Origin of the sequence: Streptomyces sp. ADI96-02, from assembly GCF_003846185.1 — a bacterium.
Classification (GTDB): Bacteria; Actinomycetota; Actinomycetes; order Streptomycetales; family Streptomycetaceae; genus Streptomyces.
In genome coordinates this window covers 6,476,329-6,497,254 of record NZ_ML123034.1, presented here as the reverse complement: position 1 = coordinate 6,497,254, position 20,926 = coordinate 6,476,329, and the positions used below count along the sequence as shown (strand labels likewise).

The window sequence follows — 20,926 nt, the reverse complement described above, 5'->3', positions numbered from 1 at the left end:
CGCGGAGGAGACCGGCCGTTCTCGTCGCCGCCGGGTCAGGCGTAGCGGTAGAGCTTGCCGTGGCCGGTCAGCTTCGCGGGCGTCACGTTCCAGGGCGGCATGGGGTCGTGGAGGCCGAAGACGGTCTTCCGGCCGGGTCCGGGCTCGGCCGGTGCGCGGCCCGGCAGATAGGCGGAGCGCGGGTGCGCCTTCTGCCAGCGGTCCCAGAGCAGGTCCATGAAGGAGTGGTGCAGCCAGAACACCGGATCCTCCGGCGAGGCCGCTCCGGCCATCGGGCCGCCGACCCACTGGTGGACCCGGTTGTGGTTGGCCACCCCGCGCACCTGGTGGATCCCCCATCCCTCGACGCGGTTGCGGAAGCCCTTGACGCTGGTGCTGTTCCACGGCTCCGTGTCGTAGACCGGGTCCTTCAGGGCGCGCGCCACGTCCTCCTTCGTGGGCAGGGCCACCGGGTCCTCGGGCCGGCCGAAGTTGCGCGTGAGGTAGTTCTCGTCGGTGACTCCGACCCCCACCTTCCAGTTGCCCGCGCGGTAGGCGAACGGCCCGGTGGTGACCTCCCGGTCGCCGGCCCTGCCGTTGCCGCCGAGGAAGTCCTCCGCCCACAGGGAGGCGGCGGGCGTGTTGTCCCGGGTCCAGTCCCAGTACGGGACGCTGACCTTCGGATCCACGGCTTGCAGGGCTTTCTCGAACTCCAGCAGGTATCGGCGGTGCCAGGGGAAGAACGAGGGCGTCATATGGGCGGGACGCGGCTGGCCCTCGGTGTCCATCACGTAGAACTCGCGGTGCATGACGACGAAGTCGTCGTAGCGGCCGGAGCGCTTGAGCCTGAGGATCGCGTCGACGAGCCGGCGCTTCTCGGTGCGCGTGAGATCGCGCTGGTTCCTGCGGGTGTGCACGGGTGCGGTCCTTCCTGGTTTCACATGGAGTGCGACGGGGCCCTGAGGCGGGCGGAGCCGAGCTCGTCGACGGCCGCGCGCGCCGTCTCCAGGAGCGTCGGGTACGACTCGTAGTGCCTCACCTCGCTCAGATAGGTGCCGTCCGCCCGTCTCATGACGTGCAGCGGCCTGCCGTCGATGAGGACTTCCGTGACCTGTCCGGACGGGAGGCCGCGGCCGGCCGGCACGACGTCGGTGGCCGTGCCCCGGATCTCGCGGCCCCGGTACGTCTCGGCGAACCGCTCCGTCGCCCGGCCGCGGTCCGGCCGGTCCGCGGCCGGTCCCGGCGCGGAACGGGTGGCGCTGCCCGCCTCCCGGTCGAGGACCGGCAGGAGGACCGCGGCGGCGCCGGCGACCGCGGCGGCGGTGAAGGCGGTGCGGAGGGCGACGCGGCGGGACGTCCCGCTCGTCGCGGGGGGTGCGTCGGCCCGGTCCGTCGCGGGGGTCGGGGAACCGGCGGAATTCGGAGCGGTCGGGGAGTTGGTGGGGGGCGCAGGGGGCATGGGGGGCTGCCTGCCTCTCGTCGACTGGTTTGCGGGTGGCGGCCGTTGACGGCGATGTCGTCAACGAGGCGAGCGGGGAACAGTTCTCCGCGTGCGGCGTTCGGCCCTCCCGCTTCGGGCAAACGCGTGACATGCGCGGCCATCCGCCCGGGTCGGCCGCGTCGGGAGGCGCGGTGCGCGCCCCGGACCGGAACATGGCTGAGGGCCGGAGCCCGGCCGTCGAACCCGTGGAGGTGTCGATCATGACCGTTGCGCACCGGACGTCCGGGAACCGCGTACGCCACGCGGCGGACGTCGATCTCGCCGACCCGGACTTCTGGCGGCTGCCGCGCCCCGACCGCCTCAGGGCGTTCGCCCGGCTGCGGGAGCTGGACGAACCCGTCCTGTTCACCCCGGGACCGGGCGCCGCCCGCACGTCGGGCAAACCCTTCTACGCCCTGGTGCGCCACGCGGACGTGCGGACGGCGAGCCGCACACCGCAGGTGTTCGCCAGTGCCCCGGGGGTCACGACGCCGGAGCCCGCCCGCTGGGCCAGGGCGCTGTTCGGGGACTCGATGGTGAGCATGGACGGCGTCGAGCACGCGGCGCTGCGCCGGATCGTCTCCCGGCGCTTCACGCCTCGGCTGCTGGCGGCGGCCGAGGAGAACATCGGCCGGCTCGCCGGCAGGCTGGTCGACGAGATGGTCCAGGCCCGTTCCGGCGACTTCATGCCGTCGGCCGCCTCGCGGCTGCCGCTGGAGGTGATCTGCGACCTGATGGGCATCCCCGGCGCGTACCGGGCGCGGATCGCCGCGCAGATCGACCACGCCTCGGAGCACGTCGGCGTGGCGCGGCGCGGCCGGGCGAGAATCCGGATTCCGGGGCGCGGGCTCGCCTCCCTGGCCCGGATGCGGCTCCTCATGGCGCGACTGGCGCACGAGCGCCGCCGCCGTCCGCAGGACGATCTCGTCTCGGCCCTGGTGTGCGCGGACGTCGACGGCGAGGCGCTCTCCGCGCGCCGGCTCGGCGCGTTCTTCTCGCTGCTGCTGGTGGCCGGCGTGGAGACCACGCGCAACGCCCTCGCCCACGGGCTGTCGCTGCTCCATCGGCATCCGGAGCAACAGGCGCTGCTGCGCTCCGACTTCGACCGGCACATCGGCGGCGCGGTCGACGAGATCGTCCGCCATTCGACGCCGATCATCCAGTTCCGCAGGACCGTCGTGGCGGAATTCCGGCTGGGCGGTCGCACGTTCCGGCCCGGCGAGAGGGTCGCGCTCGTCTACGCGTCGGCCAACCGCGACGAGGCGGTCTTCACGCGCCCGGATATCTTCGACATCACCCGGTCGCCGAATCCGCACCTGGGGTACGGGGGCGGCGGCCCCCACCACTGCCTCGGCGCCCACCTGGCCCGCCTGGAGATGACAGCCCTCTTCCGGGAGATCCTCACGCGCGGGCGCGTCGTCCCCCGTCCGGGAGATCCGCGGCTCATCGATGCGAACTTCGACAACCGCGTCGGTTCGCTGCCGCTCACGTTCGGCCCCGCGTTCACCTGAACGGCACGCCCGCAACGCCGCACACGAGTGATGGCCCACCGCGTTCGAGGGCGGTACACGATGATGAACCCCTCTCCCCACCGGGCCGAAACCGCCGGAAATCGCCACCGCAGCCAGGAGGAGCCATGCCGGCCAAGCGCCGACTCATCAGCACGTGCGTCGCGGCGGTCGCTCTGAGCCTCCTGGCGGGCGGCGGCATCGCGGGCCAACCGCCTCCGGGCGCCGACGCCGTCGACAGCGCCGCGCCCGGCCCGCCGGCCGTCCCGGGCGCCACCGCCCACGGCGCCTACCTCGACTACGGACCCGCCGGAGTGAGCAGGATGGCGGAACTGTCGCGGTGGCTGGGCGGTGCGGACCTGCGCGTGGGGCACACCTACCTCCCGGGCGACCTGTGGGTCAACATCGAGGGCGCCCCCGGTTTCCTGACGTCCTGGGCGGACTGGCGCGCCGAGGACGAGGACCGGCTGTTCGTCCTGAACGTACCGATGCTGGAGCGCAACGAGGAGCGCGTCCCGGACGCGGAGGTCCGCTCCCTGCTGCGGTCGGGCGCGGCAGGCGACTTCGACCGGCACTTCACCAGGCTGGCCGAGCGGCTGGTGTCGCTCGGCGTGCCCGACACGGTCGTCGTGCTCGGCTGGGAGATGAACGGGACCACCTACACCCACCGCTGCGGCCCCGATCCCGCGGCCTGGAAGGCGTACTGGCAGCGGATCGTCACGGCGATGCGGGACGTGCCGGGCCAGCGGTTCCGCTTCGACTTCACGCCGAGCCGGGGACGGGACGCGGTGCCCTGGACGGAGTGCTATCCCGGTGACGACGTCGTCGACATCATCGGCATGGACTCCTACGACCAGCCTCCGGGCGAGTCGTTCGACGACCAGATCCACGACCCGTACGGGCTCCAGAAGCACGTCGACTTCGCGGCGGCCCACGGGAAGCCGATCTCGTTCCCGGAATGGGGCCTCTTCCGCAACGGCGACAACCCCGTGTACATGCGGCGGATGCTCGAATGGATCGACCGGCACGATCCGCTGTACCAGACGATCACGGACTACTGTCCGCACGGCGTCTGGCAGTGCAAGCGCAATCCGCGGTCCTCGCGGGTCTACCGGACCATGCTCACGGAGATGGCCGCGCCCGCCCGGCCCGCTACCGGCACTCCGAGCCCCGCGCCCACCCCGCCTCCCGCGCCGACGGCCCCCGCGCCCGGCCCGTCCGGGACGCCGGGCGCCTCGGAGCCCTCCCCGCGGCCCTCGCCCCCGGTGCGGCCCGCGCCCTCCTCGGCTCCTCCCGCACCGGCGACGCCTCCGCGCAGGTGGTGCGTGACGGTTCCGTTCGCAGACCTGCTCGGGCGGTGGCTCAGGGAACGCAGGATCTGCTTCCGCTACTGATCCGGCGGACGAAAGCGGCTCCGGCTCCCGCTTCGGGAGCCGGAGCCGTCCTCCCACACGGGTCCAGCGCGGGGCAGGGGGACGAGCGACCGCTCGTCTCTCCTCCCAACGGGGGCACGAACCGCTCCGTCACGCCGCCGAACGGGGGAACGGCCCCGTCCCCGCCCCGTCCGGAGTACGCACCGGTGCGCACCGCCCGGCGAGGAGCGACCATGGAAACCTAGAGATGGTGGTGAGATGCATGGCATCCGCCGATGAGGGCCCCCCGGCGGGGCCCGGCCCGGTGTCCTCCGTGGACGCCTGGGGGACGGCGCAGGTGGCCGACGACGCCGCGGCGGTCATCGCCGGGGACGGCACGGTCATGGGCTGGACCCGCGGGGCGGAGGCGCTGCTCGGATACCCGGCCGCCGAGGTCGTCGGCCGGTCCTCCGCGCTGCTCCTGGGCGGGCCGCCGGACCTCCGTCGTACGGCGGCGGTGGCGGACCACTGCCGCGGCGGGGCCGGCTGGAGCGGGCAGGTCGCGCTGCGCGCGCGGGACGGCCGGCCGGTCGATGCCGACCTGCGGGTGTCCGGCTCGTTCCTGGTCGCCGGGCGTGAGGGCTTCCTGGTCTCGGGGCGGGAGCGCACCCGGCGCTGGACCGTGCGGGGCTCGGTGCTGGACGGCTTCCTGACCAGGTCCCCGGTGGGGATGGCGGTGCTGGATCCGCAGCTGCGCTACCTCTGGCTCAACGACACCCTGGAGCGGTTCGGCGGAGTGCCCCGGGAGCAGCGGCTGGGCCGCCGCCCGAACGAGGTGCTGCCCGGGGAGCTGGCGGCGACCACCGAGCGGCTGATGCGGCAGGTCCTGGTGACCGGCGCGCCGATCACGGACTACGAGTACCTGGGGTGGAGCTGGTCGGATCCACATCGCCGGCGGGCGTATTCGAGTTCGTTCTTCCCGCTGGCCGACGCCGAGGAGAACCGGATCGGCATCGGCTACATGGTCCTCGACGTGACCGACCGGTGGAACGCGCGCCGGCTGCTCGCGCTGGTCAACGAGGCGGGCGCGAGCATCGGCAGCACTCTGGACGTGCAGCGCACCGCACAGGAGCTCGCCGACTTCGCGGTGCCCCGGTTCGCCGACTACGTCTACGTCGACCTGCTGGACACCGCGCTCGGCGACGACCGGGCCGGGCTGCTGATGTCCGGCGGGGAGAACGGCGGCCGGCTGCTGCTGCGCCGCACGGCGATGCGCTCGGTGCGCGAGGGATGCCCGGAGGCGGCTGTACGGATCGGCGAGACCGTCGACTTCGTCCTGCCGTCGCACGACGAGCGCTTCCTCGTCGACGGCGACCCGGTCCTTCTGCCGATGCTCGATCCCGACAGTCCTCCATGGGCCGTGGAACAGCCCGTACGGGCCTCGCGGATCCGGGAGTTCGGACTGCACTCGCTCATCTCCGTGCCCATGCGGGCGCGCGAGACCGTCCTCGGGCTCACCACGTTCATGCGGTCGCGCAACCCCGTGCCGTTCGACGAGGACGACGTGGCGCCGGCCCGGGAACTGGTGGCGCGGGCCGCGGTGTGCGTGGACAACGCCCGCCGCTACACGCGTGAGCACACCGCGGCGCTCGTCCTCCAGCAGAGCCTGCTGCCGCGCACGCTGCGCGGCGGGACGGCCCTGGACGTGGCCTCCTCCTACCTTCCGGCGGACGCGAAGGACGGTGTGGGCGGCGACTGGTTCGACGTGATCCCGCTCTCCGGCGCCCGGGTCGGTCTGGTCATCGGCGATGTCGTCGGGCACGGCATCAACGCCGCGGCGACGATGGGCCGGCTCCGTACCGCCGTCCAGACGCTGGCCGACATGGACCTGCCGCCCGACGAGCTGCTGGCCCGGCTGGACGACCTCGTCCTGCGGCTGAGCGAGGAGGAGACGTCGGGCGAGCGAGCCGACCGGGGCGGCACGACGGTGCTGGGCGCGACCTGCCTGTACGCCGTCTACGATCCGACGACGCGCTGCTGCACGATGGCGCGGGCGGGTCATCCGCCGCCGGTCCTCCTCACCCCGGACGGAACGGTCAGCTTTCCGGCGCTGCCCGCCGGGCCGCCTCTGGGGCTCGGCGGACTGCCCTTCGAGGCCAGGGAGGTCGAGCTGCCCGAGGGAAGCCTGCTGGGCCTCTACACCGACGGGCTCGTCGAGGGCGCCGACAAGGACATCGAGCACGGAATGGACCGGCTGCGGCACGCCCTGGCGCGGCCGGGGCTGGGTCTGGAGGAGCTGTGCTCGGCGGTGGTGGCGGAGCTGCTGCCGGCGCCCCAGCCGGACGACATCGCCCTGCTGCTGGCCCGCACCCACGCGCTGAGCCCCGATCAGCTGGCCTCCTGGGACGTGCCTCTCGACCCGGCGGCCGTCGGGACGATCCGGAGCGACGTGGCGCGCCGGCTGGAGGAGTGGGGGCTGACGGAGCTGACGATGACGACCGAGCTGATCGTCAGCGAGCTGGTGACCAACGCGATCCGCTACGCGTCCGGGCCGGTGCGGCTGCGTTTGCTGCTCCAGTCGGCGTTGATCTGCGAGGTCTCCGACGCCAGCAACACCTCGCCCCGGCTGCGGCACGCCCGGACGACGGACGAGGGCGGACGGGGACTGTTCCTCGTCGCGCAGCTCTCCCGGCGCTGGGGGACGCGCTACACCCCGCAGGGGAAGATCATCTGGGCGGAGCAGAACCTGCCGTGAGACCGGGCCGGCGCCGGCCTCCTCGCGCCGCCCGGATGACCGCGCTCGGCGTGCGGCCCCGCCCGGGGCCGAGCACGATGGGCCCATGCCTGGAGGAACCCCGAACCCGGGCGGTCCGGAGCCGACGTCGTCAGGACCGTCGGATCCGGGCCGCGGCGGGACAGCACCGAACCAGAGGCTCGCCCTCGCGGCGATGCTGTTCGCGGTGTCGATGACCTTCATCGACCAGACGATCGTCGCCATCGCGGCCCCGGAGATCATCCACGAACTCGGTCTCACCTCCTCGCAGATGCAGTGGGTCGTCAACGCCTACCTGCTCGCGCTCGCCGCCTTCTTCGCGCTGGGCGGGCGGCTGTCCGACATCTACGGGCACCGCCGGGTGATGCTCATCGGCACGCTGGTCTTCGTCATCGCCTCGGCGCTCTGCGGGGCGGTGCCGTCCGGCGACTTCGCGCAGGCGTGGCTGATCGGCTTCCGGGCCGTCCAGGGCATCGGCGCGGCCCTGATGTTCCCGGCCGCGCTCGCCGTGGTCATCGCGGTATTCCCGGTGGAGCGCCGGGGGCGGGCGCTGGCGCTGTTCTTCGGGCTCTCCGGGGCGCTGACGGCGGTGGGGCCGCTGCTCGGCGGCTGGCTCACCGACTGGACCTGGCGCGCGATCTTCTGGGTCAACGTGCCGGTCGCGGTGATCGCCATCGTGCTGACGCTGCTGGCCCACATCCCGGAGCGGACCCGCCGCGAGCCGCTCGACCTGCCCGGGGCGGCCCTGGTCGCGATCGGCATGGGCCTGACGGTGCTGGGACTCCAGCAGGCGTCCACCTGGGGCTGGGGCAGCGCGGCGACCTGGGGGTGCATCGTCGGCGGGCTGCTGGTGCTCGTGCTCTTCTGCCGGCTGGAACTGCGCACCCGCTACCCGCTCATCAAGCTGCGGGTCTTCCGGGACCTGGCGTTCCGGGTCGACACGGCGGTGCTGTTCTTCGCCATGATGGCGTTCGTCCCGGTGTTCTTCTTCGCCTCCGTGTACGCGCAGGTCTCGCTGAGCGCGTCGCCGAACCAGGCCGCGCTGTACCTCCTGTACTTCTTCATCGGCTTCGGCCTCTCCTCGCAGTGGGGCGGCCGGATCCTGGACAAGCGCGGGGCCCGTCCCGCCATGCGGCTCGGCACGGCGGTCGGCGCGGTGGGCTTCGCCCTCTGGGCGGGGAAGCTGACCACGCTGTCGATGCACGACCAGTGGCCGTACGCGGCCCTGGCCGGCGCGGGCATCGGGCTGCTGCTGGCGCCCGCGTCGACGGACGCGGTGAACCGGTCGATCGACGCGTCCTACGGCGAGGTCACCGGCATCACCCAGACCGTGCGCAACTTCGCGGCCAGTATCGGACTGGCCGTTTACGGCACCGTGCTGACGCACACGACCGCCGACAAGGTGGCCGCCACCCTGCGGGGCAGGGGCGTGCCCGAGGGGGCCGCGCGGGACGCCGCCGAGGCGGTCGCGCAGTCGGTGACCGGTAACGCGGACTCCCGCGGGCCGTCCGGCGGCGGGCCGGTGGCCGAGGTGGTACGGGACTCGATGCAGGCGATCCGGGTGGACTTCGCCGAGGCCAACCAGTGGGTTTTCTACGGGATGGCGATCGCGCTGGCTCTCGCGTATCTGTGCTCTCTGCGCCATCCGGGGACGCGTGTGACGCAGGAGGAGCCGCCCTCGTGAGGGGCGGCCCCGACCCGAGCTGACCGGGGCGGGCGCGTCCGGCCGTGGCGGAAACGGCCGGGGCGACCGACTGGTCCCGGTCATCGTGTCGGGTCGGCGTGTGCGGGGCACGCCGGGATCGGGGAGGGAACCGGGTGCGCCGGGACGGCGGCGAAGCGCCCCGTCACGTCGGCGTCGGCTCCCGCCCCGGGCGGTCTCAGAAGGCGAAGACCGTGCTGTTGTCGACGCTGCCCTGCATCTCGCAGGGGTTTCCGTACGTGGCGGCGAAGTCGACCCGCTTGCCCTGCCAGACACCGTGGGCGGTGAGCGAGACGGGGTCCCACTGCCTGGTACAGGTCTTGGTCGAGGGGGCGTCCATGAGCCGGTTGAACTGACCGTCCACCGCCTTCAGCTCCTTGCAGGCGGCGGCTGCCGCCGGGTGGGAGCCCTCGGCGCGCGGGGCGCAGGTGAGCGTGACGGCCCGCTCGACGGTGGCCGTGAGCGGGTCCTCGCCGCGGGCGACGGTGAGCACGAGCGCGGACGGGGCGTAGAGGCTCTGCGGCTTGGCCGGAGCGGCGTGCGCGCTGGCGGTGGCCGTGGCGAGACCGCCCAGCAGCAGGGCGCCGGCGGTGAGGGTCGTGAAGATTGCGTGAGTGTTGCGGTGCATTGGTGAAAACTCCTCGCTCGGGTGTTGATTGCGGTCAGGAGTCTTGCGCATGCGGAAAGTAGGCGCACATCGACGACCGGCTTCCAGCCGTAGACGTTCGTTCGACCCGACCGGATGGTCGTTCGGGCAGCTCAGAAGGGTCGGCGCGAGCTGTCCACCATGTGGACGATCTTCGGTGGCTCCCGCCGGGAGAACCGTCCGACCTGCGGTGATCGCTGAATTGACCTGCCGTCACGACACGCCGGTTCGGCCGGAAAGTACCGCCGCCCGAGGTGGGCGCCGTCACACCGGAGGGCCGACCTGTGGGCCATGTCACGCGAAAGAGACCTCCGGGGCGATCGACCCTCGCGACCCCGGTATCCGGAGTCTTAAGTTCCGGATACCGCGTCATGGGGTGAATTTAGGCTAGGCTAACCTCACGTTCGTGATCGCTCCTGCCCTCGACCGAGAAGACCGCCCGCCGCGCCGGCAGCCCGTCCCCGACGACGGCGTCTCCCCCGCGCCCGTCGGCCTCGACGCCCGTTCCATGACCGTCGCGTACGACCGCACCGACGTCGTGCACCAGGCCGACCTCCGGCTACCCCGCGGTCGCGTCACCGCGCTCATCGGCCCGAACGGCAGCGGAAAGTCCACCCTGCTGCGTGCCGTGGCCCGGCTCCACAAGGCACGCGCCGGCTCCGTGACCGTAGCGGCGCAGGACGCCGAGCCCGTCGACGCGCTGGCCCTGTCCCGCTCCGACTTCGCCCGCCGCGTCACGCTGCTGGCCCAGAGCCGGACGTCCCCGGCCGGGTTGAGCGTCCGCGACGTGGTGGGTTTCGGCCGCCACCCCTACCGGCACCGGCTCCGCGGCACGGACCCCGACGGCGCCCGGATGATCGAGCACGCGCTCGCGGTCACCGACCTCGCTGACTTCGCCGACCGCGGCGTCGAAAGCCTCTCCGGCGGGCAGTTGCAACGCGTCTGGTTCGCCTGCTGCCTCGCCCAGGACACCGACGTGCTGCTCCTCGACGAGCCGACGACCTATCTGGACCTGCGCTACCAGGTCGAGATCCTCGACCTGGTGCGCGACCTCGCCGACACCCACGGCGTGACCGTCGGCGTCGTCCTGCACGACCTGGACCAGGCCGCCGCGGTGGCCGACCAGGTCGTCCTGCTCACGTCGGGGCGGATCGTCGCCGCCGGAACGCCCGCACAGGTCTACGAATCCGCACGGCTCACCGAGGCGTACGGCATCCGCATAGACGTCGAACCCGACTCCACCACCGGCGTCCCCCGCACCCGCGCGGTGGGCCGCCACCACCTTCGCACCGAAAGGCCCCACCCCTCCTCATGAGCACCAAGCACCTGGCCTGGCCCGTCGTCGCAGCCGCGGCGGCCCTCGCCCTCACGGGCTGCGGCACGAGCGAAGCGCCGAAGAAGGAGTCCGCGGCCGACTCCACGCTGACGATCACCGATGTCCGCGGCAAGAAGATCACGCTCGACGGACCGGCCGAGCGCGTCGTCGGCACCGAGTGGAACGTCGTCGAGTCGCTCGTCACCCTCGGCGTCCAGCCCGTCGGCGTCGCCGACGTCAAGGGCTACACCGCGTACGACAAGGCGGCCCCGCTCAAGGACGGCGTCACCGACATCGGCACCCGCGGCGAGCCCAGCGTCGCGACCGTCGCGGGCCTCAAGCCCGACCTCGTCGTCGCGACCACCGACCTGTCCGACGCCGCCATCGCGCAGCTCTCCAAGGCCGCACCGGTCGTGGTGGTGCGTTCCGCCGACGCCGGCCGGCAGATCGACCAGATGGTCGACACCATGAACCTGCTCGCCAGGGCCACCGGCACCGAGGACCGGGCGAAGGCCGAGGTCGCCTCCTTCCGCGAGGCCGTCGCCGACGGCCGGAAGAAGCTCGCGGACGCCGGGCTCGACGGCGAGAAGGTCGCCTTCGCCGACGGCTGGAAGGAGGGCAACCAGGTGTCGGTGCGCCCCTTCGTGACCGGTTCGCTGCTCGCCGACGTCAACACCGAACTCGGCCTGGTCGACCCGTGGAAGCTGAAGGGCGACAAGGCGTACGGACTGGCGGCGACGGACGTCGAGGGTCTGACCGAACTCGGCGACGCGCGCTTCACCTACATAGCCAACGACTCCGACGGCGGCGACCCGTTCGCCGACGGGCTCAAGGACAACGCCGTCTGGAAGTCGCTCCCGTTCGTGAAGAACGACGAGGTCCACCGGCTGCCCGACGGCATCTGGATGTTCGGCGGCACCGCGTCCATGCGCGCCTACATCGACGCGCTCACAGAAGCGCTGACCGCCTGAGCATGAGCACCCGCACCACGGACCCCGCCCCCGCGCCGGTGTCCGCATCCCCACCGGCGCCGGGGACCGCTCCCCCGTCCCAGGCCGGGGCGACCGCGTCCCCGGCCGCATCCGGCCGCGGCCGGATGCCGCTCCTGGCACTCGCCGCGCTCCTCGCCCTGGCCGCCCTCGCGGTCGTCCACATCGGGCAGGGCACCGCCTCCGTCGATCTGCACACCCTCTGGCGGCTCGTCACGGGCGCGGCTCCCGAGGAGGGTTCGCCCGACCAGGCGTCCGCCGTGGTCCTGGCGTCCCGGCTGCCCCGGCTCGCCGCCGGGCTGATCGTCGGCTGCGCCCTCGGGGCGGCGGGCGCGGCGCTCCAGTCGGTGTCGCGGAACATGCTGGCCTCGCCCGACACGCTCGCCGTCAACGCGGGCGCGTATCTCGCGGTGGTCTCGGTCGCCGCGTTCGGCGTCTCCCTGCCGGCGGTACCGGCCGGGGGCACGGCGTTCCTCGGCGGCCTGCTGGCGGCGGGCGTCGTCCTCGGGTTGTCGCGGGCCGGGGCGGGCCCGATCCGGCTGGTCCTGGCGGGGTCGGCGCTCACTCTCGCGCTGAGCGGGCTGAGCGGCATGCTGCTGCTCCTGCGCTCGCAGCAGACGACCGGGCTGTTCGCCTGGGGCAACGGTTCGCTGGCCCAGATCGGGATGGAGACCATCGGCCGGCTCACGCCGGTCGCGCTCCTGGCGTTCCTCGGACTCCTGCTGCTGGGCCGCAGGCTCGACATCCTCGCGCTCGGCGACGACGGGGCGGCGTCGGTCGGCGTCAGTCCCCGGGTCACCCGGAGCGTCGCCGTGACGCTCGCCGTGCTGCTGGCGGCCGTCGCGGTGACGGTCGCCGGGCCGATCGGGTTCGTCGGCCTGTGCGCGCCGGCCGTCGTACGCCTGCTCAGTACGTGGGTTCCCGGCCTGATACGCCACCGGGCGTTCATCCCGGCGTCGGCGGTCGCGGGGGTGCTGGTGGTCCTGGGCGCCGATGTGGCCCTGCGGGCCGTGTTCGGCGCTCAGGCGGGGGCCGAGGTGCCGACCGGCATCGTCACCACCTGCCTCGGCGCGGTCGTCCTGGTGGGCCTGGCCCACCGCTCGCGCGACCTGGGATCGGACGGCGGCTCGACCGCCTTCGCCCGGCTGCGCGGACGGCGGGCCTTCGTCCTCACCCTCGTGGTGACGGCTCTGGCGCTGACCGGCTCGGTGGTGGCGGCGACGCTCCTGGGCGACGCGACCCTGCTGCTCGGCGATGCGGCGAACTGGCTCACCGGCCGTTCCGGCACGTTCGTCTCCTACGTCCTCGACACCCGTGTGCCGCGGGTGGCCGCGGCCCTGCTGGCCGGGGCGGCGCTGGCGGTCGCGGGCGCGGTCGTCCAGGCGGTCTCGCGCAACCCGCTCGCCGAACCCGGCGTGCTCGGGGTGGTCGGCGGCGCGGGAGTCGGCGCGGTCAGCGTCCTGACGGTCGTGCCGCTGGCGAGCTTCTGGCTGATCGGCGGCTCCGCGCTGGCCGGTGCGACGGCCGCGGCGGCGCTCGTGTTCGGGCTGGCCGCGCGCCGCGGCCTGGAGCAGAACCGGCTGGTGCTGATCGGTGTCGGCGTCTCCGCCGGAGCCGGCGCGTTCACGAGCCTGCTGATCGTGCTGACGGACCCGTACAACGCGACGAAGGCCCTGGTGTGGCTCTCCGGTTCCACCTACGGCCGGACGTTCCCGGAGCTGACTCCGGTGCTGGTGGCGCTCGCCGTCTCGCTGCCGGTGCTGGCCGTGATGCGGCGCGATCTCGACCTGATCGGGCTGGACGGCGACACCCCGCAGTTGCTCGGCGTCCGCCTCGGCGCGACACGGCTGGGGCTGCTGAGCCTCGCCGTGCTGCTCACGGCGGGCGCCGTGGCGGCGGTCGGCGTGATCGGCTTCGTCGGCCTCGTCGCCCCGCACGCGGCGCGCGCGCTGGTCGGCCGGCGCCATGTGCGGGTGATCCCGGTGAGCGCGCTGCTCGGCGCGCTGCTGGTCGTGGTCTCCGACCTGATCGGCCGGTACGTCATCGCGCCGGCCCAGATCCCGGTCGGCCTGGTCACCGCCGTGGTGGGGGCTCCGTACTTCGTCTGGCTGCTCTGGAGGTCCCGGAGCGAGAGCTGAGAGCGGGCCCGGTCCGCGGTGCGCCCCGTCCGGTCCGCCGGGCGGGGCGCGCCGCGTCGCGGGCGTACTGTACGGCTCAGGCCGTGAAGCGGTGCTGCCCGGAGCCGACGTGGAAGACGGCGCAGCCGTCCTCCGTCCTCAGGTGCCGCGCACCGCCCCCGTGCCGGACGTCCCCGGCCTTCGCGGCCGGTATCCACACCTCGGCGGTGGTGTTCACGGGCACGCCGACGACCAGCCGGAACCCGCCGCGCTCGGTCGTCCACTCCGTCGTGATCGGCCCGTACTGCGACTGGAACCGGCCGCGGGCCCGGGTGACGCCGCCGCCGGGCCGGGGCCGCACGGTGATCTCTCGGAAGCCGGGGGCGGCGGGTGCGATACCGGCGATGTGGGCGTACATCCACTCGCCGACGGAGCCGTACGCGTAGTGGTTGAAGGAGTTCATCCCGGCGTCCTGGAAGGAGCCGTCCGGCCGGATGGAGTCCCAGCGCTCCCACATGGTCGTGGCGCCCCGGTCGATCTGGTAGCCCCAACTGGGGAACGTCCGCTGGAGCAGCAGGCGGTAGGCCACGTCGGTATGGCCGGTGTCGGTGAGGACGGGCAGCAGCCGGGGCGTGCCGAGGAAGCCCGTGGACAGGTGCCAGTCCTCGGCCCGGACGAGTGCGACGAGCCGGGCGGCAGCCGTCCGGCGTTCCGGCTCGTCCAGCAGGTCCATGGAGAGGGCGAGGACGTACGCGGTCTGGGTGTCGCCCTTCACGCGCCCGCCTCCGGTGACGTAGGCGGCGCGGAAGGCCGCGCGGATCTCGCCGAACAGGGCCGTGTACGGGGCGGCGTCCCGGCCCAGCACCCGGGCGGTCCGCGCGACGAGGTCGGCGCTGTGCGCGTAGTAGGCGGTGGCGATGACGTCCTTGGGCGTGTCGTCCTCGATGTTGAGCCAGTCCCCGTATCCCTCGGCCGGGCGCAGCCGGCCGGTGCTGTGGGCGTCCAGGTAGTCCAGCCACTTCAGCATCGAGGGCCACGAGCGTTCCAGGACCCGGGTGTCGCCGTACGCCCGGTAGAGGGCCCACGGGACGGTGACGCCCGCGTCGCCCCAGCCGGCGGAGCCCGCTCCCAGGGCGCCGGCCTGCGGGGCGACGTCCGTGAAGGCGCCGTCGGCCCTCTGGTCGTCCTGGAGGTCCCACAGCCATTTGCCGAGGAAGCGCGCCGACTCCATCGTGTAGGCGGCGGTGGGAGCGAAGACGTTGATGTCGCCGGTCCAGCCCAGCCGTTCGTCGCGGGCGGGAGTGTCGGTGGGGACGGAGAGGAAGTTGCCGCGCTGGCCCCAGGTGATGTTGCTGTGGAGCTGGTCGAGCAGGGGGACGTTCGTCTCGAACTCCATGGTGGAGGGCGCGTCGGTGTGGATGACGCGTCCGAGGACCGCGTCGCGCGGCGGCTTTCCCGGATAGCCGGTCACCTCGACGTAGCGGAAGCCGTGGAAGGTGAAGCGCGGCTCGTAGGTCTCCTCGCCACGGCCCTTGAGGGTGTAGTGGTCGGTGGCGGCGGCGGTGCGGAGGTTGGCGGTGTAGAGGGTGCCGTCGGGGTTGAGCACTTCGGCGTGGCGCAGTCGTACGGTGGCGCCCGCCGGGCCGGCGACCCGGAGGCGGGTGGTGCCGACCATGTTCTGGCCGAGGTCGAAGACGAAGACGCCCGGTTCGGGCTCGGTGACCTCGCGGGCCGGGAGTTCCCGCACGACGCGGCAGGGCGCGTCGACCTGCGCCACCAGTTCGGCCGTGACCTTCCCGGCCGCCTCGGCCCGCGCCCAGGCGGAGTCGTCGAATCCGGCGCGCAGCCAGCCGTCCGTCTCCCGGCGGGCGTCGTACGTCTCGCCGGTCAGGAGGTCCGCCAGCGTGATCGGCCCGGTGGCGGCCCGCCAGTCGGAGCCGGAGAGCAGGCGCTCGGTGGAGCCGTCCCGGTAGGTGATCTCCAGCTGTCCGAGGAAGGCGGGGATCTCGCCGTACTGGTGGGGGCCGAACATGCCGACGTTGCCCGCGTACCAGCCGGCCGCCAGCTCGACGCCGACGGCGTTCGCCCCGGGCCTCAGGAGGCGGGTGACGTCGTGGGTCTGGTACTGGACGCGCTTGCGGTAGTCGGTCCAGCCGGGTGCGAGCCGGTCCTCGCCGACCTTCTCGCCGTTGAGGTGGGCCTCGTACAGGCCCAGGGCCGAGGAGTACAGCCGGGCCTGGCGGATCGGCTCGTCCCGCAGCCGGAACTCGTGGCGCAGTTGCGCGACCGGCGCGTAGGAGGCGGCGACCCTGCCCCACGGTCCGGCTCCCCAGCGGGCGAGGACCTTCGCGGCGCTCCAGGCCCCGTCGTCGTAGTCCGCCGCCGTCCAGTCGCCGGCGGGCTTCTCGGCCGCCGCCCTCCAGCCACCGCCGGTGGCGACGGAGCGGGTGCCGTCGGCGGTCGTCAGTTCCAGCACGCCGAGCAGTCCGGCGGGGCCGGGCGCGGCGTTGGTCGCGGCCACGGCGAGGACGTGCCGGCCGGGGGCGAGCCGGTCGGTCAGGTCCGTGAGGGAGGGCCTGCGCCAGGTCTCGGCGGACTCGTCGGCCGAGGCCCGCGCGATCTCGTCGCCGTCCAGGTGCGCGGTGTAGCCGTTGTCGGCGGTGAGCACCAGGCGGGCCCGGGTGACGCCCTCGGGTACGTCGAAGGCTCCGCGGAAGTAGCGGGTGGCGGCGGGGGCGCCGGTGGCCGGGTCGCCCTCCGGGAACCAGATCCAGGAGGCGGGTTCCAGGGAGGGTGCGCCGACGAGGGCGGCCGGGGCGCCGATCCACCGGGCGGACCAGTCGGCGGCCTCGGTGAGGCCGGTCTCCCACCAGGCGGGCTCGGACCAGGCGGAGACCCGGCCGGCGCTGTCCCACACCCGCACGGTCCAGAAGTAGCGGGTGCGGGAGCGCAGTTCGGGGCCGCCGTAGACCACCTGCACCGAGTCCGCCGACTCGACCCTGCCGCTGTCCCACACGTCGGGCTCGGCCAGCGCGCGTTCGCTGAGGGCGACGCGCACCTGGTAGGCGGTCTGGGCGCGGCCCGGCGCGGTCGAGGCCAGGGGCCAGCTGAGCCGCGGGCGGGCGGCTCCGAGGCCGAGCGGTGCGCGCGCGTACTCGGCTGTCGGCCTGCTGACCCGGAGCGCCCCGGCTCCGGTCGCGCCACGTTCCGCGGCCCGCGCCGCGGCCGGCACGGCCCCGGCGAGGAGGGAGGCGCCCACGGCGGTGGCGGTCGTGTTGAGCAGTCGTCGTCTGCTGATCACACTCGGCTCCGATACGGCGAGGGGATGAATCAGGCGTGAATCGTTTCACTCGCCAGGTTCGAGGTGCCGCCGCATGGCGTCAAGGCCGCGTACTGGACTTTCGGATCCGAAGGCTCACCCCAACTGGCTTCGCTTGCACGGGTGTTGACGTTCACTCAGACATCGTTTCAGAATGGCCCGCGCGCGAGGCCGCGACGCCCTCCGGCCTGTGCGGGATCTCGTTCGCCGCCGCGTACCGCTACGCTCCGCGGCCGTCCTCGACGCGCCGCGCCGCCGAGTCCCAGGCCGCCCGGTCGCCGGACGGCTCGTAGCGGGCCGACGGCCGGCTGCGGGCGAGGAGTTCACGCGTCGCCGCGAGGTCGCCGGCAGCACCGTGCGCGCGCGCCTGGACGAGCGCGTTGCCGAGGGCGGCGGCCTCGGCGGGACCGGCGACGACCGGCAGGCCGCAGGCGTCCGCCGTCAGTTGGCACAGCAGCGCGTTGCGGGCCCCGCCTCCGACCACGTGCACCACGTCGACCGCGCGGTCGGCCAGCCGCTGGGCGTCGCGGACCGCGCGCCGGTGGGCCAGGGCGAGCGAGTCGAGGACACAGCGGGTGATCTCGCCGCGGGTGGCCGGCGACGGCTGCCCGGCGGCCCGGCAGGCCGCCGCGATGCGCGCGGGCATGGATCCCGGGGCGAGGAAGTCCTCGGCGGCGGCGTCCACGACGGACCGCAGCGCCGGGGCCTCGGCGGCGCGCGCGAGCAGCGGCCCGACGTCGTCCTCGCCCCATTCGCGCATGCATTCCTGGAGCAGCCACAGGCCCATGATGTTGCGCAGGAAGCGGACCGTGCCGTCGACTCCCAGTTCGTTGGTGAAGTTCGCCGCGCGGCTCGCCTCCGTGGTCACGGGGGCGTCCAGCTCCAGTCCGGCCAGCGACCAGGTCCCGGTGCAGAGGTAGGCGAAGCGCTCGCCTCGCGCGGCGGGGACGGCGGCCACCGCGGAGGCGGTGTCGTGGGAGGCGACCGCCGTCACCGGCACGGGCCCGAGGCCGGTCGCCTCCCGGACGTGCGGCAGCAGCGTGCCGGCCGGGTCGCCGGGGTGGCGCAGCGGGGCGAACAGGCCGAGGTCGACGCCGAGGCGGTCGGCCAGGGACCGGTCCCAGTCACGGGTGCGCGGGTCGACGAGCTGGGTGGTGGAGGCGTTGGTGATCTCGGTCCCCTGCTCCCCCGTCAGCCAGTGGGAGATCAGGTCCGGGATCAGCAACAGTCGCTCGGCCGAGCGGAGTTGAACCGTCCCGCGAGCGGCTGCGAGCTGGTACAGCGTGTTGAACGGGGCGTACTGGATGCCGGTCGCCCGGTACAGCTCGTGCGGCGGGACGGTGTTCCACACCTGCTCGGCGGCGCCCCGCGTACGGTCGTCGCGGTAGTGGACGGGGTTGCCGAGGAGGGCTCCGTCGGCGTCCAGGAGCCCGTAGTCCACGGCCCAGCTGTCGACGCCGACGGAGTCCACCGGGCCCGCCGCGCGCAGCCCGTCGAGCACGCCCCGGTACAGGCCGAGCACGTCCCACCGCAGCCCCTCCGGCAGTCGCACCGGCCGGTTGGGGAAGCGGTGGGCCTCGGTGAGATCCAGGGTGCCGGGCCCGACGCGGCCGACCATGACGCGCCCGCTGGACGCGCCGAGGTCGACCGCGGCGAACGTCTTCGTGCGCGCGCTCATCGCAGGAAGGCTCCCGCGACGCCCGCGTCGACGGGGATGTGCAGGCCGGTGGTGTGGGTGAGGTCGCCGCCGGTGAGGGCGAACACCGCGTTCGCGACGTGCTCGGGCAGCACTTCGCGCTTGAGCAGGGTCCGCTGGGCGTAGAACTCGCCGAGCTTCTCCTCCTCGATCCCGTACGTCGCGGCCCGCTGGGCCCCCCAGCCGCCGGCGAAGATGCCGGAGCCGCGCACCACGCCGTCCGGGTTCACCCCGTTGACCCGGATACCGTGCTCGCCCAACTCCGCTGCCAGCAATCGTACTTGGTGGGCCTGGTCGGCCTTGGCGGCGGAGTAGGCGACGTTGTTGGGACCGGCGAAGACGGCGTTCTTGGAGGCGATGTAGACGATGTCGCCACCGAGCCGCTGGGCCCGCATCACGCGGGCCGCCTCACGGGAGACGAGGAAGGAGCCGCGCGCCATGATGGCGTGCTGGCGGTCCCAGTCCTCGGCCGTGGTCTCCAGCAGGGGCCTGGAGATGGAGATGCCCGCGTTGTTCACGACGAGGTCGACGCCGCCGAAGGCGAGGGCCGCCGCCTCGAACGCCTCGGCGATCGCCTGCTCACTGGTGACGTCGACGGTGACGGCCACCGCCCTGTCGGGGCCGCCCAGTTCGGCGGCGACGGCCGCGGCGCGCTCCGCGTCCACGTCCGCGACGACGACGCAGGCCCCCTCCGCGACGAGGCGGTGGGCGATCGCCCGGCCGATGCCGCTGCCCGCGCCCGTCACCAGGGCGACCCGGGTGGCGAGCGGCTTCGGCTTCGGCATCCGCCGCAGCTTGGCCTCCTCCAGGGCCCAGTACTCGATGCGGAACTTCTCCGCCTCCTCGATCGGCGCGTAGGAGGAGACGGCCTCGGCTCCGCGCATCACGTTGACCGCGTTGAGGTAGAACTCGCCGGCCACCCGCGCCGTCTGCTTGTCCCTGCCGAAGCTGAACATGCCCACCCCGGGGACCAGCACGATCGCCGGGTCCGCGCCCCGCATCGGGGGCGAGTCGGGCTCCGCGTGGCGGGCGTAGTAGGCGGCGTACTCCTCCCGGTAGGCGGCGTGCAGCTCGCGCAGGCGCTCGACGGCGCGGTCCGGTCCGGCGGTCGGCGGCAGGTCCAGGACCAGGGGCCTGACCTTCGTACGGAGGAAGTGGTCCGGGCAGGAGGTGCCCAGGGCCGCGAGCCTCGGGTGCTCGGCGCGGGAGAGGAAGTCCAGCACCGCGCCGGAGTCGTCGAAGTGTCCGACCTGGGGCCGGTCCCGGGAGGCGAGGGCGCGGACGTACGGGGCCAGGGCCGCGGCGCGGCGGCGGCGTTCGGGGCCGGGCAGCGGCGCGAACCCCTCGATCACCGGGCCGAACGGCTCGGGCCTGCCGCGCTCGGCCAGGAACTCCTCGGCGGTGCGGATGATGCGCAGCGCGTTGGCCTCGCACTCCTCGGACGTGTCGCCCCAGGCGGTGATGCCGTGGCCGCCGAGTACGCAGCCGATCGCCCGGGGGTTGGCGTCCTTGACCGCGGCGATGTCCAGGCCGAGCTGGAAGCCGGGTCGGCGCCAGGGCACCCAGGCGACCGTGTCCCCGAAGCAGTCGGCGGTCAGCCCGGGGCCGTCGGCGGCGCAGGCGAGGGCGATGCCGGAGTCCGGGTGGAGGTGGTCGACGTGCGGCGCGTCGACGAGGCCGTGCATGGCGGTGTCGATGGACGGTGCCGCGCCGCCCCTGCCGTGCAGGCAGTAGTCGAACGCGGCGACCATCTCGTCCTCGCGCTCCACGCCCGGGTAGACGTCCCGGAGCGAGCGCAGGCGGTCGAGGCGGAGCACGGCGAGGCCGTCGGCGGTGAGCGTGCCGAGGTCGCCGCCGGAGCCCTTGACCCACATCAGCTCCGCGTCGCGTCCGGTCACGGGGTCGGGCTCGACGCCCTTGGCCGAGGCGTTGCCGCCCGCGTAGTTGGTGTTGCGGGGGTCCGCGCCCAGCCGGTGGGAGCGGGCCAGGAGCGCGGCGGCTTCGGGGTGGAGTGCCATGGTGTGTTGTCGGTCCTTCGCGAGGGGAGGGG

14 protein-coding genes are annotated in these 20,926 nt (G+C 73.7%); 7 read left to right on the top strand and 7 right to left on the bottom strand.

Features of this window, described 5'->3' with window-relative positions:
* Nucleotides 1-35: 35 nt before the first annotated feature.
* Nucleotides 36-896, bottom strand: coding sequence for a tyrosinase family protein (locus EES43_RS28380; protein WP_124271413.1), 861 nt, complete (start codon nucleotides 894-896; stop codon nucleotides 36-38).
* Nucleotides 897-916: 20 nt separating this feature from the next.
* Nucleotides 917-1,438: a tyrosinase family oxidase copper chaperone gene (locus EES43_RS28375; RefSeq protein ID WP_124271412.1), complete on the bottom strand. Its 522-nt coding sequence runs from the start codon at nucleotides 1,436-1,438 to the stop codon at nucleotides 917-919.
* 242 nt (nucleotides 1,439-1,680) lie between these two features.
* Between EES43_RS28375 and EES43_RS28370 the strand changes: the two genes are divergently transcribed.
* The 4 genes from EES43_RS28370 (at nucleotide 1,681) to EES43_RS28355 (ending at nucleotide 8,776) form a co-directional block, all read left to right on the top strand.
* Nucleotides 1,681-2,970 carry a cytochrome P450 gene (locus tag EES43_RS28370; RefSeq protein ID WP_124271411.1) on the top strand — a complete coding sequence of 430 codons (1,290 nt, stop codon included), beginning with the start codon at nucleotides 1,681-1,683 and terminating at the stop codon, nucleotides 2,968-2,970.
* 125 nt (nucleotides 2,971-3,095) lie between these two features.
* The gene (locus tag EES43_RS28365; RefSeq protein ID WP_124271410.1) at nucleotides 3,096-4,361 is read left to right on the top strand and encodes a glycoside hydrolase family 26 protein; all 1,266 of its coding nucleotides are present in this window, start codon (nucleotides 3,096-3,098) and stop codon (nucleotides 4,359-4,361) included.
* 241 nt (nucleotides 4,362-4,602) lie between these two features.
* A complete protein-coding gene (locus EES43_RS28360; protein WP_124271409.1) occupies nucleotides 4,603-7,074 on the top strand; it encodes a SpoIIE family protein phosphatase in 2,472 nt (823 codons plus the stop codon).
* Nucleotides 7,075-7,159: 85 nt separating this feature from the next.
* A complete protein-coding gene (locus EES43_RS28355; protein ID WP_124271408.1) occupies nucleotides 7,160-8,776 on the top strand; it encodes an MFS transporter in 1,617 nt (538 codons plus the stop codon).
* A gap of 196 nt (nucleotides 8,777-8,972) precedes the next feature.
* Here the strand turns inward: EES43_RS28355 and EES43_RS28350 are convergent, their stop codons facing one another.
* Nucleotides 8,973-9,422 (bottom strand): subtilase-type protease inhibitor, encoded by a 450-nt coding sequence (locus EES43_RS28350; RefSeq protein WP_124271407.1) that lies wholly within the window; start codon nucleotides 9,420-9,422, stop codon nucleotides 8,973-8,975.
* A gap of 424 nt (nucleotides 9,423-9,846) precedes the next feature.
* Here EES43_RS28350 and EES43_RS28345 point away from each other — a divergent pair, with 424 nt between their 5' ends.
* From EES43_RS28345 to EES43_RS28335, 3 genes are read left to right on the top strand one after another with little or no spacing between them, the layout of a single operon-like run.
* On the top strand, nucleotides 9,847-10,755 hold the full coding sequence (locus EES43_RS28345) for an ABC transporter ATP-binding protein (protein WP_206430140.1): 909 nt from the start codon (nucleotides 9,847-9,849) through the stop codon (nucleotides 10,753-10,755).
* Nucleotides 10,752-11,726: an ABC transporter substrate-binding protein gene (locus tag EES43_RS28340; RefSeq protein ID WP_124271406.1), complete on the top strand. Its 975-nt coding sequence runs from the start codon at nucleotides 10,752-10,754 to the stop codon at nucleotides 11,724-11,726. The genes EES43_RS28345 and EES43_RS28340 overlap by 4 nt, the downstream gene beginning before the upstream one ends.
* A 2-nt stretch (nucleotides 11,727-11,728) precedes the next feature.
* Entirely contained in the window at nucleotides 11,729-13,882 is a 2,154-nt protein-coding gene (locus tag EES43_RS28335) for an iron ABC transporter permease (protein ID WP_124271405.1), read from the top strand.
* A 76-nt stretch (nucleotides 13,883-13,958) separates the two neighbouring features.
* Here the strand turns inward: EES43_RS28335 and EES43_RS28330 are convergent, their stop codons facing one another.
* The 4 genes from EES43_RS28330 to EES43_RS28320 all read right to left on the bottom strand — a co-directional run bounded on the left by EES43_RS28330 (nucleotide 13,959) and on the right by EES43_RS28320 (nucleotide 20,894).
* Nucleotides 13,959-17,162: an alpha-L-rhamnosidase gene (locus EES43_RS28330; RefSeq protein WP_124271404.1), complete on the bottom strand. Its 3,204-nt coding sequence runs from the start codon at nucleotides 17,160-17,162 to the stop codon at nucleotides 13,959-13,961.
* 29 nt (nucleotides 17,163-17,191) lie between these two features.
* On the bottom strand, nucleotides 17,192-17,317 hold the full coding sequence (locus EES43_RS31790) for a hypothetical protein (RefSeq protein WP_277426082.1): 126 nt from the start codon (nucleotides 17,315-17,317) through the stop codon (nucleotides 17,192-17,194).
* A gap of 83 nt (nucleotides 17,318-17,400) precedes the next feature.
* Nucleotides 17,401-18,858: a rhamnulokinase gene (locus tag EES43_RS28325; RefSeq protein WP_124271403.1), complete on the bottom strand. Its 1,458-nt coding sequence runs from the start codon at nucleotides 18,856-18,858 to the stop codon at nucleotides 17,401-17,403.
* Nucleotides 18,855-20,894 (bottom strand): bifunctional aldolase/short-chain dehydrogenase, encoded by a 2,040-nt coding sequence (locus tag EES43_RS28320; protein ID WP_124271402.1) that lies wholly within the window; start codon nucleotides 20,892-20,894, stop codon nucleotides 18,855-18,857. The genes EES43_RS28325 and EES43_RS28320 overlap by 4 nt, the downstream gene beginning before the upstream one ends.
* Nucleotides 20,895-20,926: the final 32 nt, after the last annotated feature.

Excerpts from the sequence above, each read along its gene's own strand:
- EES43_RS28375 (WP_124271412.1), bottom strand. The coding sequence starts at position 1,438 with ATGCCCCCTGCGCCCCCCACCAACTCCCCGACCGCTCCGAATTCCGCC.
- EES43_RS28370 (WP_124271411.1), top strand. The coding sequence starts at position 1,681 with ATGACCGTTGCGCACCGGACGTCCGGGAACCGCGTACGCCACGCGGCG.
- EES43_RS28365 (WP_124271410.1), top strand. The coding sequence starts at position 3,096 with ATGCCGGCCAAGCGCCGACTCATCAGCACGTGCGTCGCGGCGGTCGCT.
- EES43_RS28360 (WP_124271409.1), top strand. The coding sequence starts at position 4,603 with ATGGCATCCGCCGATGAGGGCCCCCCGGCGGGGCCCGGCCCGGTGTCC.
- EES43_RS28355 (WP_124271408.1), top strand. The coding sequence starts at position 7,160 with ATGCCTGGAGGAACCCCGAACCCGGGCGGTCCGGAGCCGACGTCGTCA.
- EES43_RS28350 (WP_124271407.1), bottom strand. The coding sequence starts at position 9,422 with ATGCACCGCAACACTCACGCAATCTTCACGACCCTCACCGCCGGCGCC.
- EES43_RS28340 (WP_124271406.1), top strand. The coding sequence starts at position 10,752 with ATGAGCACCAAGCACCTGGCCTGGCCCGTCGTCGCAGCCGCGGCGGCC.
- EES43_RS28335 (WP_124271405.1), top strand. The coding sequence starts at position 11,729 with ATGAGCACCCGCACCACGGACCCCGCCCCCGCGCCGGTGTCCGCATCC.
- EES43_RS28325 (WP_124271403.1), bottom strand. The coding sequence starts at position 18,858 with ATGAGCGCGCGCACGAAGACGTTCGCCGCGGTCGACCTCGGCGCGTCC.
- EES43_RS28320 (WP_124271402.1), bottom strand. The coding sequence starts at position 20,894 with ATGGCACTCCACCCCGAAGCCGCCGCGCTCCTGGCCCGCTCCCACCGG.